The 15,607-nt window shown below is 43.4% G+C and carries 11 protein-coding genes; 3 read left to right on the top strand and 8 right to left on the bottom strand.

Going from position 1 to position 15,607, the window contains the following annotated elements; translation table 11 throughout:
- Positions 1-4 precede the first annotated feature (4 nt).
- Together IEY09_RS01925 and IEY09_RS01930 are read right to left on the bottom strand one after the other, a co-directional pair.
- Positions 5-1,993 carry an MtrB/PioB family decaheme-associated outer membrane protein gene (locus tag IEY09_RS01925; RefSeq protein WP_144345635.1) on the bottom strand — a complete coding sequence of 663 codons (1,989 nt, stop codon included), beginning with the start codon at positions 1,991-1,993 and terminating at the stop codon, positions 5-7.
- Positions 1,994-2,007: 14 nt separating this feature from the next.
- Positions 2,008-2,964 carry a DmsE family decaheme c-type cytochrome gene (locus IEY09_RS01930; RefSeq protein WP_037415802.1) on the bottom strand — a complete coding sequence of 319 codons (957 nt, stop codon included), beginning with the start codon at positions 2,962-2,964 and terminating at the stop codon, positions 2,008-2,010.
- A gap of 701 nt (positions 2,965-3,665) precedes the next feature.
- Here IEY09_RS01930 and IEY09_RS01935 point away from each other — a divergent pair.
- A complete protein-coding gene (locus IEY09_RS01935; RefSeq protein ID WP_037415799.1) occupies positions 3,666-5,303 on the top strand; it encodes a lactate permease LctP family transporter in 1,638 nt (545 codons plus the stop codon).
- 153 nt (positions 5,304-5,456) lie between these two features.
- Here IEY09_RS01935 and IEY09_RS01940 read toward each other — a convergent pair whose 3' ends face one another.
- Together IEY09_RS01940 and IEY09_RS01945 are read right to left on the bottom strand one after the other, a co-directional pair.
- Positions 5,457-5,894 (bottom strand): DUF417 family protein, encoded by a 438-nt coding sequence (locus IEY09_RS01940; RefSeq protein ID WP_037425515.1) that lies wholly within the window; start codon positions 5,892-5,894, stop codon positions 5,457-5,459.
- A gap of 13 nt (positions 5,895-5,907) precedes the next feature.
- Entirely contained in the window at positions 5,908-6,441 is a 534-nt protein-coding gene (locus IEY09_RS01945; protein WP_037415794.1) for a carboxymuconolactone decarboxylase family protein, read from the bottom strand.
- A 104-nt stretch (positions 6,442-6,545) separates the two neighbouring features.
- Between IEY09_RS01945 and IEY09_RS01950 the strand changes: the two genes are divergently transcribed.
- Positions 6,546-7,367 carry an AraC family transcriptional regulator gene (locus IEY09_RS01950; RefSeq protein WP_047538072.1) on the top strand — a complete coding sequence of 274 codons (822 nt, stop codon included), beginning with the start codon at positions 6,546-6,548 and terminating at the stop codon, positions 7,365-7,367.
- Positions 7,368-7,454: 87 nt separating this feature from the next.
- On the opposite strand, the gene IEY09_RS01955 is transcribed toward IEY09_RS01950, so the two are convergent.
- The 4 genes from IEY09_RS01955 to IEY09_RS01970 all read right to left on the bottom strand — a co-directional run bounded on the left by IEY09_RS01955 (position 7,455) and on the right by IEY09_RS01970 (position 14,172).
- Positions 7,455-9,152: a toxin-antitoxin system YwqK family antitoxin gene (locus IEY09_RS01955; protein WP_188869635.1), complete on the bottom strand. Its 1,698-nt coding sequence runs from the start codon at positions 9,150-9,152 to the stop codon at positions 7,455-7,457.
- A 10-nt stretch (positions 9,153-9,162) separates the two neighbouring features.
- Complete coding sequence (locus tag IEY09_RS01960; protein WP_188869637.1) at positions 9,163-11,400, bottom strand: hypothetical protein; 2,238 nt, start codon at positions 11,398-11,400, stop codon at positions 9,163-9,165.
- 363 nt (positions 11,401-11,763) lie between these two features.
- A complete protein-coding gene (locus IEY09_RS01965; RefSeq protein WP_308423846.1) occupies positions 11,764-12,804 on the bottom strand; it encodes a porin in 1,041 nt (346 codons plus the stop codon).
- 15 nt (positions 12,805-12,819) lie between these two features.
- Entirely contained in the window at positions 12,820-14,172 is a 1,353-nt protein-coding gene (locus IEY09_RS01970) for an FMN-binding protein (RefSeq protein WP_188869807.1), read from the bottom strand.
- A 185-nt stretch (positions 14,173-14,357) separates the two neighbouring features.
- Between IEY09_RS01970 and IEY09_RS01975 the strand changes: the two genes are divergently transcribed.
- A complete protein-coding gene (locus IEY09_RS01975; protein WP_188869639.1) occupies positions 14,358-15,485 on the top strand; it encodes an FAD:protein FMN transferase in 1,128 nt (375 codons plus the stop codon).
- Positions 15,486-15,607: the final 122 nt, after the last annotated feature.

The raw sequence follows: 15,607 nt of genomic DNA on the forward strand, positions 1-15,607 counted from the left end.
TCAATCAAGGCAGCAGGTAGCTGAAGGTAAACATCAGCAAGTGCGCGTTGTAGTTATGGTTTAAGTCGCCTAGGGTGATTAACCCAGGAATGCTATTGACTGCGGATTGGCTATAGTCGGTGTCGTAATAACGCTCGTACTGATAACTTAGCTTGAGCCCCATACGCTCACTCAGAGCGTAGCGACCATAGAGCTCGACACTGTGGTTATAGGAGTAGTAATCGCCGTATGGCTGGACCTCGTTATAGGTGACTAAGATATCGCTTGCGGAGTTGGAGAATTGATAATTCCCACCAAGTGTCAGCCTGTCATCGAATAAACCACTATAGGTAAACCCTGCACCTAAATTGATAAATTCATCAGCAACATCGTTATACCAGTCTGGTGAGGAAAACGATTGGCTACCCGCGATGGCGGAGTCTATCCATTGTTGGCTTGCTGAGGCATAGAGGTGCAATTGCTCAGAGAGTTGCATCCCCAATTGCAGGTCATAACCATAATCGGTCGATTCAGTTAGGCCTATAATGGTTTTAGCGTAATCATCCTTGGCATAATATCCATTTAAATCAATAGTCAACCACGAAAGTGGTACATAATTCACCTTCAGATCAACCGCCTGACGCTCACGGTCTGCGAGATAAAACTTACGCAATAGTGGATTTTCTTCAATCGAGGTATTTTCGACAGCGTTGTAGACCGAGCCGCTGCGGTTCTCATAGCGCCCACCAAAATCAATCACAGTGTTTGCCAAGGATCTGATATTCAGCTTGGCCCAAAATGCGTCATCATGGGTTTGTTCTCGCTCAAGGAAACTGCGTTCTACCTCTTTACGGTCGTAGCCTCCCATGAGGCGATACTCACTGTTAAAACGGTAACTGCTGTGGAGTTTGTATGTCAGCCTTTCGATGTCCATGGGGACATTTTGCTTAAACGCACCACTGACATTATCAAACTCTAATTGCGCAAACTCCCATACAGAGCTTTTATTATCGCGTTCGCTATAGTCAATCTGACCGTTAACACGCCATCGCGGGCTTAACATATTGCTGAAGCCAATCCGCGCATCTAAGGTATCAACCTGACCATCCCAGCTTTGTAATGGATTACCACTGACTTGGATTAAATCGCCATCTTGAAGCATACGTCCAGCGGCGAGACGGCCATTGACGTTGCCACGTCCAAGCATGTATTGCCCAGATAACGAGACTTGATGGGCATCATTATCAGGCGTAGCAGCATACACATCGGGCGAATAAGGTAAGCTTAAGTTATCAATATTATTTCGGTAAAAACTGCCATGGTAAGCCAGCTCGCTTAACCAATTTTCACCCGAAATATTCAGGCCAGCATTGAGGTTATCAGTGTTAGCATCAACAGGCAGTGCAAAGTTAACAGGGCGAGGAGTTACTAAACTACTGCGACGATTACCCGTTTTTTGTTCGTGGTCGTAGTTAATAAACGCCTGCATGACGCCATATTGCGCGGCTAATCCCAAGCCCACCTTTTCGCGTTCCAGCTGTAAATCGACATATCGAGTCGCAGTGTCTGGCAAAAGTAGGCCATTGTTGTGCCACAACTGCGTTTGCGCTCGGCTGTCGTATCGAGTTAATAATTGATAATCAAGGTTCAGGGCATACTGTCCAGACCGACCCGCATCAAGGTGGGCATAGCTGTTCTCTAGTCCCAATTGATATGCTTGAACATTAGCTTCATAACCCGCATTGCGATAACCTACGTCCGCATCCATAGCCGCGCGCAATCCATCGCTGGCATCGCCAAAGGCATTCCCCGCACGAATATCATCATTCTTGGCCCAGCCTGCACTTAACTGCAGCTCAGCTTGATAACGCTTCTCTCCTATGCAGCTTTTACACTGATAAGCATCCAACTTTAGCCCTTGCAGATTAGCTTTGTGCACAGAAAAGTCTGCAGCACTCACACCACTGGTAGCAGCAAGCAATCCCAAGGTAATGATATTAAGTTTAAAAGACATGGCAGACTCCTTAATCAACGGGCAAAATTGCTGCCGCTAGGGTGGTTGGAGCCATGGATTTGGCTATGACAATTGAGGCATCCCATACCAGCACCAAACGCGTCAGTACCTGGCTGAGTGACCACCCGACTAGCATGTCCATCATCGGCATGACATTGTTGGCATAGTTGAGGGACGCGTTGCTTGACGAGCGCGTCATTCACACTGCCGTGGGGATTGTGGCAAGTGGAGCAGTTTTCGGTCACAGGAGCATGTTCCCACAGGAAAGGACCGCGTTTTTCCGCATGGCAGCTATAGCAAGTGTCATTAACTGAGGTCTTTTTTAAGGCACTCTCATTAAATGAACCGTGGGGGTTATGACAATCGATGCAGGTCATGTCATTCCACTTTAATGGATGAGATGAACGCTTATTCATATCGGATTTCTGCCGAGTATGACAAGAAGTGCACACTTGGCTCACCTGTTGCTTTTGCAGTACCGGATCTTTAGCTGCATGGACTTTATGGCAATCCGCACAGGCTATTTCTTCCATGTTATGTAAGCTGCTATGCCAGCCACTTTGCTCAGTTTTTTGATGGCAACCTAAACAAACGGTATTTTGGCTCGGTGCTGACAATGGACTGTCAGAACCAAAGCTAATCATTGGCTCCTTGCCTCCTTGATTGTGCTGTCCGAGTGGCCCATGGCATGCCTCGCATTGCAATCCTGCCATTGGGGATTTGCTATTATTGATATCGCCATGCACCCCATCAAAAATAGCCATAACGGTGTTATTTTTACGATGGCACATTAAACAAGTATCTGCGCCTTTAGCGGAATATTTACCTTCAGCAAACTTATCTGTGAGTATTTTTTCTATTTGCTCTCCCAGTTTGTGACTTGATGGAATATCTTGAGCTTTAACAGATGGAGATAATATAAGGAACAGGCTCGCTCCCATTATCAGAGTTTTAATTTTACGCCATCTCATATTTAATGCCTTATGGTTAACATGACTTAGCAGTGGAAAATCCACTTTTATAGTAACCACAAAGAAACCAAGGTTAACGATTGTTAATAATAAACATCCAATAAGCCAGCCCACATCTAAAAACCACTAAAAACCTGCCTTAAATCACTAAAAAAAACAAAAGAAAATCATTCTCAAAAATCATCCAACACATTGAAAGTAATAAAATTAAAAAAATAAAACCAGAAGAAGAAACTGAAATGGTTAATTTATTGTATTAAAGTTGTTTTGATTAAATCCAAACATTCACTAAGACTAATTATATTTTGATCACATTTCAACAATCCTAGATTTCTAATATAGAGAAGAAGTTGAAATTAATTAATCACCAAAATAAATTAATTTAAAATTAATAATAACCAGATATGTGAATTAATTAATATAAGGTTATCACCAGCTAAGATTCAGTTACTCTAATAAAGATAAAACTCTTTCAATATAATAAATAAAAACTAATTTAGCTAAATAGCATTAACGCACTAAATTTATGCACTCACTCGTCAGCCATCTGACTAAAACCCTATGCCTCCACATATAGCGTGACCAACGTCACTTATCGCAACAAGAAACATTACATCTACATCACCAAACATTAGTATCTGTGACGTTGCGTATGCAATACCGTTTATTAACATACTATAACTACATGGACCTACCTCCCTATGACTTGGACCCAAACATATACGCCACTTGGTAGCTTGTGGCTAACTGCAATAGTCGCCTTACTGCCTATTGTATTTTTCTTTTTAGCTTTGACGGTGTTAAAACTCAAAGGTTATATTGCCGGAGCTTTAACTTTATTGATTGCCCTAGCGGTTGCAATAATCACTTATAAAATGCCTGTCACGATGGCAGTTGCATCTGCGATATATGGTTTTAGTTATGGTCTCTGGCCTATAGCTTGGATCATTATTACCGCGGTATTTTTATATAAAATCACCGTTAAAACAGGCCAATTCGAGATTATACGTTCCTCTGTCATTTCAGTGACAGAAGATCAACGCTTACAAATGCTATTGGTTGGTTTCTCATTTGGAGCCTTCCTTGAGGGAGCGGCGGGTTTTGGTGCTCCCGTGGCTATTACTGCGGCATTATTAGTCGGGCTTGGATTCAATCCGTTGTACGCAGCAGGACTTTGCTTAATCGCGAATACAGCGCCTGTAGCCTTTGGCGCGATGGGAATTCCTATCATTGTCGCAGGTCAGGTTTCATCACTTGATCCATTCCATATTGGACAACTCGCTGGCCGTCAACTGCCAATATTATCGATAATAGTGCCATTCTGGCTTATTGCGATGATGGACGGTATTAGGGGAATTCGTCAAACATGGCCCGCTACATTAGTGGCAGGCGTTTCATTTGCAGTTACACAATTTTTTACCTCAAACTTTATCGGTCCTGAATTACCCGATATTACGTCTGCTTTAGTCAGCCTAGTTTGTTTGACATTATTTTTAAAAGTATGGCAACCAAAAGAAATTTTCACTTTTTCAGGAATGAAGCAAAGAGCTATTACGCCAAAATCTACGTTTTCTAATAGTCAGATATTTAAAGCTTGGTCTCCATTTATTATTCTTACCGCGATTGTAACCCTGTGGAGTTTAAAAGATGTACAACTCGCACTAAGTTTTGCCACTATCAGTATCGAAGTGCCTTACTTGCATAATTTAGTGATAAAAACAGCCCCGATTGTGACTAAAGAAACCCCCTATGCCGCAATATATAAACTCAATATATTAAGCGCAGTAGGAACCGCCATTCTATTAGCCGCAATAATTTCAATTTTTATTCTTAAAATGTCAGTAAGTAATGCACTTAAATCATTTAAAGAAACATTAATTGAATTAAAATTCCCTATATTATCCATAGGCTTAGTATTAGCATTCGCTTTTGTAGCAAACTACTCAGGTCTATCTTCAACCTTAGCGTTAGTACTGGCAGGCACTGGAGTGGCTTTCCCGTTCTTTTCACCATTCTTAGGTTGGCTAGGGGTATTTTTAACCGGTTCAGACACCTCATCAAATGCTCTTTTTGGTGCGCTGCAAGCCAACACTGCAAACCAAATTGGTGTAACACCGGAGTTATTAGTCGCCGCAAATACGACTGGTGGGGTAACAGGAAAAATGATTTCGCCACAATCTATTGCGGTTGCCTGTGCTGCTACAGGGTTAGCGGGCAAAGAATCTGATCTTTTCCGCTTTACTCTAAAGCACAGTCTATTTTTCTGTACTTTTATTGGTTTACTCACAGTGATCCAAGCATACATAATACCTTGGACACTCGTGTTTTTTACTAAGTAAACTTTTCCTATCAAAAATATCAAAATGCCGAGTGAATTATCACTCGGCATTTTTTATATTTGCGATAAAAATAGTTGGCTGTGCTTATATCAATGACTTTATTTAAATGGACGATATGCACTGCACATATATTTACGTTGTCATGCTAATAGCTCAAGATGCCCGAATGAGTTGCGCCTTATTTTGATTAAGGTAAGACCAAACCACACCCAGAAATACCAAATCCTTGAGAATAAAGAACTCGGTAACCGGTACACCATCAACCAACTTCCATACCGAGGGTAAGGTCAACAGGAAGCTCAGCGTCATGACAAAAGTGATGAGTGCACTCAAACTCGCCCAGTAACCAACACGTGGGCGCCAAATCCCTATCACCAGCCCTATTGCTGTGACTATCTCAACCACACCAATTAAGTTAGATACTCCCTGTTCAGATAAAATGCTATAGAGCCAGTTCATCAAAGGATGACTTGCAACGAGAGGACGAATTGCTGCCGCTTCGGTTGGCGTAAACTTAAATATGCCAATCCAGAGGAGTGTCAGTACCACACCGCCAAGAGCAAGCAAAAAACCTTTATCATATTGTTTCATAAATGATCCTTGGCTAAGGACGCAAAGGAACTATTGGGAAATCAATTTCTGTTGCGGCCAAATGATTTCCATAGTTGGTCAGGGTGTTGACTACAACTTGGCCGAGTACTTCGAGCATTAATTCATCATCAACGCCAGCGTGACGAACATTAGCAAGTTGTTCATCGGTGAGCACTCCACGTTGATGAACTAACGCGGTCGCCAGTTGCAACAAAGCATTATCGAGAGGAGACTCTGCATTTCCTTGGCGCGCAGACTTTATCGCGTCAACTGATAGGCCGGCCTTACTCGCTAACAATGTATGTGCAGATAGGCAATATTGGCACTCATTACTTTGGCCAATTGCCAGCGCGAGTAATTCACGCTGAGTCGTCGTTAACCGCCCCTTACCTAGTGCGTCAGCAAAAGCCAAAAATCCATTAAATAACACTGGCGAGTGAGCTAACGTGGCATATAGGTTAGGTACCATACCAAGGTTACGCTGCATTGCGGCAAAGCTTGGTGCAACAGTTGAAGAAGGTTGAGAAACAGGTTTAATACGGCTCATAGTCGTGCTCCAATTTAATTGTGTAAGTTACGGTTGATAGCTTACAGCCCACAATGATACGATTTATCGCAAATAGTCCTTAATTAAACGCCTATCGTCTCAAAATGGATCCTCTCTCAATTCTATTGGCTCATACAGCGCCACGTGCCTCGATGTTTTTCGCTGGTAACTTATGCCAAACCTCGCTTAGCCAAGATTATCCTGAAGGGGGCCATCTACACTTGCTTAACGCGGGTGCGATGACGCTTTATCAAGAATTTGATGAACCACGATTGTTAACAGAACCTTGCCTAATCCTTTTTCCTCGGGGGCTTAAACACAGCATGGAACCCGTTGATGCTAAAGGATGTGATCTCGTCTGTGCGAGCGTTTCATTTGGACAAGGAAAACAATCCCCAATACAAATGGCACTCCCCAATGTATTAGTGCTACCGCTGAGTGAACAGCCAGAATTAAAACCGCTAGTCACCCTACTTTTTTCAGAGGCATTTGCGAATCAATATGGCCAAGCCCCCATTATCACTCGCTTGTTGGAGACAGTATTTATCTTATTGTTGCGTTACATCGTTGATAATGGCCACACTCAACAAGGCATATTGGCTGGATTATCTGATCCACGACTAGCGCGTGCGATTGGCGTGATGCATAAGCGTTATGAGGAAAAATGGACAGTAGCAACACTCGCGAAAGAAGCGGGCATGTCTCGCTCACGTTTTGCGGCTCATTTTCAACTGTTGACGGGATTATCGCCACTTGAGTATCTGACTCAGTGGCGAATGATGATGGCATGCCAACAATTATTGGCTGGGGAACCTATTGCTCAGGTTGCACTGAGTGGTGGATACAGTGGCAGTGCAACCTTTGCACGCGCATTCGAACGAGAATTTGGGATGCCACCAGGACGCTGGCTTAAAGCACACCGTTAGCGCTGATGTGCATTAGCTCATCCTTGAGCCAATACGTTCAGTTCACCTCAAATCGCCCAAGATGGGTTTTGGGCGATTACCGTTCTGCTATTGACCGACATCAACCCCTTTTTGATAGTGATACACGGATGAGGCTTCACCATTGAAGTAATACACTAATTGACCGTGTAATTGATTATCAACGTACTCCTCGCTTCGCTCCAAGCTGCCATCTTCGTTAAAGCTGTAGCTTTTACCTTGCAAGCGGCCTTTATCATCATATTGCATCAGCCCTAATAAATGGCCATTTGCCGAAAACGCTTGCCAGCAATCAACTTCGTGGCCCGCACGGTACTGCCCGTGCCAGAGCTTAACCTGGTTATAGCTACTGTCATCAACCAGCCATTTACCTTCACGTTGACCGTTTACATACTGGCCTTGAGCCTGCAATTGTTTATCAAAGCCACGCTGTAAATACGCACCATGTAATTTTTCGTTTTGATAAAACGCTTGCAGCATTAGCGTGCCATCGGCGGCGATTTCGGTTTGTTCACCGTTAAGCTGGCCTTGTTGATTAAACTGCTCATTACGGGTCATATCAGCGTTTTTTGTCACCCACTTACCGACCTTTACACCGAAATGATATTGCCCGGTGACAAATCCACCGTCTAAGGCATTATCTTCGCGATATGCGCCGTGCATTTTACCTTTGCTGTAGTTAATCCGTCGGACATAACCATTCCAGCCATCCCCAATATACAAACCGTCATACAGTCCCTTGAGTTGTTCTTCCCGTTCAATCAACTCACCGGTTGCAGTAAAACGCTGACGCAGACTCCAGTCCTTTACAGTATCACGCTGATATTGATAGGTTAATGCTCCAGTTGCATCGAAACGTTTTTCAGTAGTTAGCTGGCCTTTGGCAAGATACTGGGTGTCAGTTTGGCTTGTTACTTTACCTTCATCATCATAGCTAATATTTTGAATTTCGCGGCCATCCTTATCATACAATTGTTGCGCTGCTAACCGCCCTTGTGGATCAAAACGCTGCTGTATCCCTACTTGCTTATCATGCTGATAATGTTTAATTTCCTGTAACACATCTGCCGCTTGGTACACCAACACTTCGCCATGTATTTTGCCGTTAAGATAAAACTCTTTGGTGAATAACCAACCTTCCTTTGTCCAATACAGTCGCTCACCTTCTCTTTTTCCCGCCACCATATTCACGGTTTGCTCCGGCTGTCCATTGTTATGGAAGCTTTCATAAAGCCCTTCCATACCGTTAGCGCCATAGGTTACCCGTGTTTGCAGCTGGCCATTGTCAAAATAACTTTGCGCTAATCCAGATTCCACACCATTCACATAATGTTGATGGTCGCGTAATTGACCATTGGTATGGTAACTTTTCTGCTCTCCATGTAACTGGCCATTCAGGTAGTGGTACTCCCCCGAGAGTTTTCCATCTTCCCAGTAATGCAAATGTGTTCCCTGATAACGCCCTTGTGCATCGCTACTGCCCTTGCGAGACAGTTGACCGTCGGGGTAGAAGAACTCGAAATCACCAACGATATAACTCTCCGCTAAATTGGGACTGTTAACGCGGCCCTTAAAAACCGGTTTATCCGTCTCCAGATAAAATAGCTGCACTGGCCACTCGCCATTTTGCGCTGTTGCCGCTTGCTGCTGATAATAGATGGCGTCACCCGGCACATCGCTAAGGCGCCATTGTTCGTCGAGTAAGATCCGCTCCGCAGACGAATTAAATGACATCAAGAGCACTGATAATAGTAATAAAACTCTCATATTCGGCTCCTTAAGGTAATGCTGGGAAGGTGGTAATCCACTGCTTATTCACTGGATCGCCGCTGATGGTCAGATATTCTATCGCGGCAGCTCGCCCTGCCAGCACAAACCAGCGCTCCTCACGTAATACTTGCAGCAACGGGCGCTGATAAAAATCACCGCCATCACCTTGAATAGCTGGAGCTAACGCTACATTCTGCGCATTTAAAAAACGATAACGGCGCATAAAGTCGGCCAACGTTTGAGTCGTATCTAAATTGGGCAGTTGGGTGATATCAATCAGCCAACCTTGTTTAGGTTGATAGGCAAGCGCTTGCCATTGAGGAGTACCAGTGCAGGCTAAAGTGCTGGCCACACGGATACCATAAAAGTTGCGACGGATGCCATCGGCACTCGTCAGTTGATACTGTACAGACTTATCGAGCTGCTCCACTAAGCTGTTTTCAGATTTTATAGATGTCCATTGCAACGTGTGACCATCGACTTGTGGCGCATCCACCACGCTCAAACGACACACCGCGGCTTGCTCGGAGGTTAACTGTAAACCAACGCCGTATTTGGCCAGCATTTGTGGTTCGAGTAATGCGGTATCATCGGGAATAGAGGGTTGCGGTTGCTCATCGTAATGCGCATACATATCGTCACGGTAAAGCGTTGTCTCATACACTGGGGGATAGTTGGTATTTTGCATGTAATCGTTCATCGGAATAAAACGAACATTTTTAGTCAATTCGCGACTATCCGCGGCAGTATTAACATAAATGGTGAGCGTCGGCGGCTCAGCAGGAAAGCTAAACAGGGTGGTGGATTGATATTGCTCCGATGAGACTAACGCCAACATATTCAGCTCAGCAGGGGTTAACCAATCCGGCCCTGTCGTAGTAGGGGTTTGGTACTTCAGCATAGCGCCTTCAGCCCCGTCAAATCGGCCAGTCAACCAAGATTTATTGGTCGCATCCTGCGATGTCAGCAGATAAGTGAAGGGTTTATCGGCAACGGGGGTCAGCTCTAGTTGTAAATCTTGATACTGCAAGGTCACCGTTTTGCTTGGATCTGGCGTCAAGGTCAGTTTGACCAGTTTCGCCCCTTGATAATGGGCTTTAGCACGAAACTCAGCTACCTGATCAAACAGTGTCGAGGGCTCGTTCCAGCCGATAAGCAAATGTTGCTCAAGGGAACGATAAAAACCATCCTTTTCAGGGTAACTGTAACCACCGACCTTAAATAGTTGTATTGGCAGCACGCTGCCATCGGCACTGTGGGCGGTGATATCGGTTAAGTGAAAATCACCAGAGGCTTTTAAACCTGAAACATCATGCTGATAGGCAAGGCTTAGTTGGTCATCACTTAGGTCAAAGTAACCTGCATCAAGCGCAAATACCGCCTCTTCCGCTAAGGTTTTATTCGCATCTTCTAGCACTAATTCAGGTTGTTTTGGGTACTCTGTTGGCGGGAAATCGTAATCAAAACCCACTCGTTGCGACAGGTCACCCAGCTTTCGCTCACTGGGCACCATTATCACATTGCTGCGCATCACGCCTTTAAAGCCATAACGCTCAAATGGCGCTTCAGCGACTAAAGCCATCTGCACTAGCCAACCTCGCTCACGCTCTAGCATCAGTTGGCCGTAAATGTTGGCTTGGGCACCGTCACTTTGCACTTGAGCCAGTACATGTGTCTCTGTGACTTTTAACACGGTAAGCTTGGCATTAGCATGGCCTTGATAGGCTGGAAGCGCAACGATAGCGCCCTCTTTAGCGGGTATGCTGTTAAGAAAGACCGATGAACTAAATAGCTTTTTAAGCTCCTGCTCCAGTTCAAGCCCCCGCTCAGCCAACTGCGCTTGCCATACAGGCTTGTTGAGTGCGCTAAATGCTGTAACGCTGCCATCGTCTAAATTTAATGTAAATTCAAAACCCTGTGAAAAAATAGCGTGCATTTCAGGGTTCCGATCAGCCCGTTCACCGCTGCTCACGCCACTCCCTTGACCATCACGCATTTTCATATAATCGACATGCACTTCAAACCGACTATTTGTGCCCGTATCGAGAACCTTATAACGCAATAATTGATGGGATGTGGTATTCACTGTTTCGGTACGACTATCCGTATCGACTGTAATCTTGGTGGAGCTATACACTTGATATGCACGCTCTTCACCTTTTTTAGGATTAAACTCCACATCAGCATCCCCAAAGGAACAGGCCGATAATAGAAAACAGCTCACTACGCTAACCAAATACTTCATGGTTATTCCTTGTAACTAAATAATTAAACGCCGCATTATGCCCGTTCATGCAACATAAAGAAAATTATTAGGTTATTTTTTACTTATATAGTAGTCATTAGCATAGTATTTTTCTATGCAGGCTTAACGGCTATTTGGCGTGTCGCTTAATGCTATATCTTTCGAGGGCTGAAGAAGGAGGGAATATTAAATAATTAGAAAAACACCGAACTCAAAATATCACTAAATAGTGGTTTAAAGCAAAAAATACTGCCAGCGCAACAAAGTAAACACCATGTTGCAAAAATAACAACTAAGCTAAACAATTATCACCTTGCTAAATGCAGTACATAACTTAGCAAGGTGACAAACTATTGATAAATTTTAGAAGTCGTAACGCATACCAAGGCTAACAATGGTATCGTCAAAATCATCATATTGCTTCACATCAAACTGACCGATTTCGGTGTGTAGCCGTGTTGACTTACTTAATTTATATTCAGCACCAATCGCCCACTGAGAGATTTCTGGCACCTCATCAATTAGGGTGTTTTTACTGGCATAAACACGATTCGCGATTAATCCGGTACCGGAGTTATCAAATCCATATTGAGCCTTTAATGATAATTGGCCTAATTGATATTTGGCACTAACAATAACACCGTCACCTTCACGCTGTTGCCAATCGGTTTTATCAGTATTCACCAATTTTGAATGTTGCAGCATTGTCGCAAACTGCCATTTATCCCACTTATATTGGACAACGCCACGGTAAGCTTCAATATCTTCCACACCATCACTGTAGGCAACAGCAGCGTACACATCACCCGTTTTAAAGAACTTATCACCATAGGTAACCGCTAACTGGTAATTGCCATTATCACGGCGGTTATCATTATTAGTGTAATGATTGTCCTCCAATAAATAGCTCACACCTAATTGCAACTTATTCCAATGGGCGGATTTGTATTCAAAGGAGTCCCCCCAACGCTTATCACCGGCAAATAAACGGTCATGTTTTAAGGAGTAATTGTCCATTGCATCAGACATCCCCTTAGCCATTTTAAATACCGGATCAATCCGTCCAACCGCTAAGGCACCATAAGTGCTGTGCTTCACACCAATAAATGTTGGGCGTGCTGAGAATGGTTTATCGCCACTATCTTGGCTCTCACCATTTACGCCAACCTCAATTTGGTAAAACAGTGAGGTGCTGTCGGTTAATTGGCTAGCGCCTTTAATACCGATGCGCGTAAAGTTATTTTCTAATACGGTGCCGCTTTTATTTTTATGCGTCGCACTGCCACTATCGGAATTGGTTACCGAATAATCGATACGACCATAAAACTTATGTTCATCGGCCACGGCCTGTGTAGCACATAGCGCCAAGGTAAGCATCGAAATAGCAAATGATTTATTCATCATGTTAGGTATCCAATATTACTGAGCAGGTAAGGCATGTTCATTAATCACGCCATCGGCACGCATTTGCTTGTACAACACATCAGCGAGTCGCAGATAGTTGTCCCAGGCATCTGAACGCTTAGTAAAGCCGGTTTGAGCGTAACTACCGGTATCACCTGCCGCAGGTAAATCATTAATATTGAACAGCGAACCACCCTCTTTCAGATGCGAAGATAAGGCATCAATCATCACGTTAAATCCGATACGCGCGGGTTCAACATAATTAATCGAGTCATATTTGGATTGGCGATAAAATGCTTTCAATGAGGCGTCTTGGATATCTTTCTTCTCGTCAGCAAAGATTTCATCGTAATGGGCATGGGTAATTTTGTGGCTATTTTTATCAACCACTAACCGCAACATCGCGGTAACGCCTGTCCAGCGACCTTTTTCATCGAGCAATTTTTCGGCTTGCTGATAAAAAAGCGCATCACTCGCTCCTGCTTGAATCCGACTATGGATCTTAGCGGTCAAGGGGATCATCGATTGCTGAATGCTGTTTGAGGCGCCAGCAACAATATCAATACCTTGATATTTTAATCGGTTAGGCTCGCTGAGCTGGTTGCCTAACTTAGGATCGTAGTGAGGATTTAACTCAAAGGTAAGTTGGTCTTTTTCCATCATTAACTTTTCCATGGTTAATGCGGATTGTACCCATGCGGTACCTTTCTTTTTGCCCATAGAAAAATTGTATTCAGACATACGCTTAGGCACATTTTGGTAAAGGCGGGTATAGTAATTCGGACGACCACTCTCATTAAACTCGGCCAGGATCACATCCTGAAGGTTGTTTGAATCCACTACCACCAACATGCTACCCATATGCCCTTGACGGAAACGGGCTTCTTCAAAGTAGTAATCACCTTTCACTAAGCCTAAACGCGGTTGGATAGACCATTTCAGTTTAAAGTCATCATCCCCTGTTTGGCTGCGTGCACCCACGCTTTGATATTCAGGCTTACTGCCATCTACACGAGGTAAATCATTGATTGCTTTTAAAATACCATTGGATGAGTAGGTTGCGCCTGAGATGGCATCAATCCCCTCATGACCATTACGGCTCACAATCTCGGGTAGCAAACGCTCAGCATTGAGGTACAGTGACTCGGTTTCTTTATGTGACAGAGTTTTTACCTGAGTGATATTCCCCTGCTCAACCTTAACTTCAAGGGTGATGTCGCTCTTTTTACCCTTACCACTGACATGATGGACGCCATCAATATATTTCCCCTGCGGTGCGGTATTAGCACAACCTGCTAAGGCTAATGTTGCGAATGCAACCGCACTAACCAGTAAACTTTTTTTGAAATGTAATTCAGTTTTCATCATATAACGCTCTTCAACTAATGAACTTGCCGCCAGCATAGACCTCGGAAAGAATTCGACAATTGCGGATAACCGCAATATGCCAACCTCAATTCAAAATAGTTGAGTTAGCTAACACTTTGCAGATTGATTACTGTCATCAACGACAATTCATGCTACTAATTCCCCATCATCAAGATGGGGGTTGTATGAAATATTTATTATCTTTTACTGTATTAATTTATCTCTTTTTTACGCCAACAATGGCAAATGCGACTTTTTCACCATTCGACTGCAATACCAATGCAACATTTAATTATGAGCACGGAAAAGGCAGTATGAATACGTTAAAATATTTTGGCACTTCCATTACCATTGATATTTATGAGGCAGACAAAAACAAAGCCTACTCAGCATTATGCCATGCACTTAATGTGGTGCAGGAATATCATTATTTAGCATCAAACTTTAGCACTTACCCTGGCTACACCAATATCCAGACTATCAATAACAATCCTGAACAATTACACCATATCGATGCAAAACTCACCGAATTATTAGCAACCAGTATTGAATGGCATGGCATTACCCAAGGCCGATTTAACGTTGCTTTAGCCCCCGTGTTAGAAGTTTGGCGAAGCTATCGAAAACGTTGCCAACAGGTCGGCACATGCGAACTACCCAGTGATATCGAGTTAGCCAATGCGGCAAAACACATTGATATAAAACAGATAAAACTCGATGTGAACAATAATACCATTCAAATGAAATCAGGAATGAAGCTGGATTTAGGTGGTATTGCTAAAGGTTGGATGGTTGAAAAAGTGTACGACCAATTAAAAGCCGATAATATTACTGCCTTTATGATTAATGCCGGTGGAAATATTCGCCATTTTGGCACCCACCCAGATGGCCGCCAATTTATTACAGCAATTGAAAATCCATTAATCCGCAAATATCAACTAGAACATAAAGATAATATCGAGATTAATAGCGGTGATATTTACCATGAAATAATTCAAGGTGAAGATATTACCATTGTATCCAGTGGTAATTATTTAAACTATTACACTGTAGATGGTCAAGAATATCATCACATTATTGATCCAACGACACTTTACCCGAAAAAAGAAGGTATCTCAGTATCGGTTATTATGAAGAATAATCCCATTCTTGCTGATGTGATTTCAACCAGTTTGTTTTTATTACCGATGCCAGAAGCGCAAGCTTTAATAAAGCGTATTGGCGATATTGAAGCGGTATGGTTTCTGGATGAACAAGGCAACAAAATCGCCACCCCACAATTTGAACAATATCGCGCTAAGTTCAACCCTTAGGCTAATGTGTGAAGCGGCTCAATATATCAGCAATCACTAATAGGCATAATATGGCCAATATTGTTGGCCATATTATCTCCATTACACCAGATGTGATGACTTGGCCGCTTGCAACACATGCT

This window comes from Shewanella xiamenensis, from assembly GCF_014647135.1.
Lineage (GTDB): Bacteria > Pseudomonadota > Gammaproteobacteria > Enterobacterales > Shewanellaceae > Shewanella > Shewanella xiamenensis.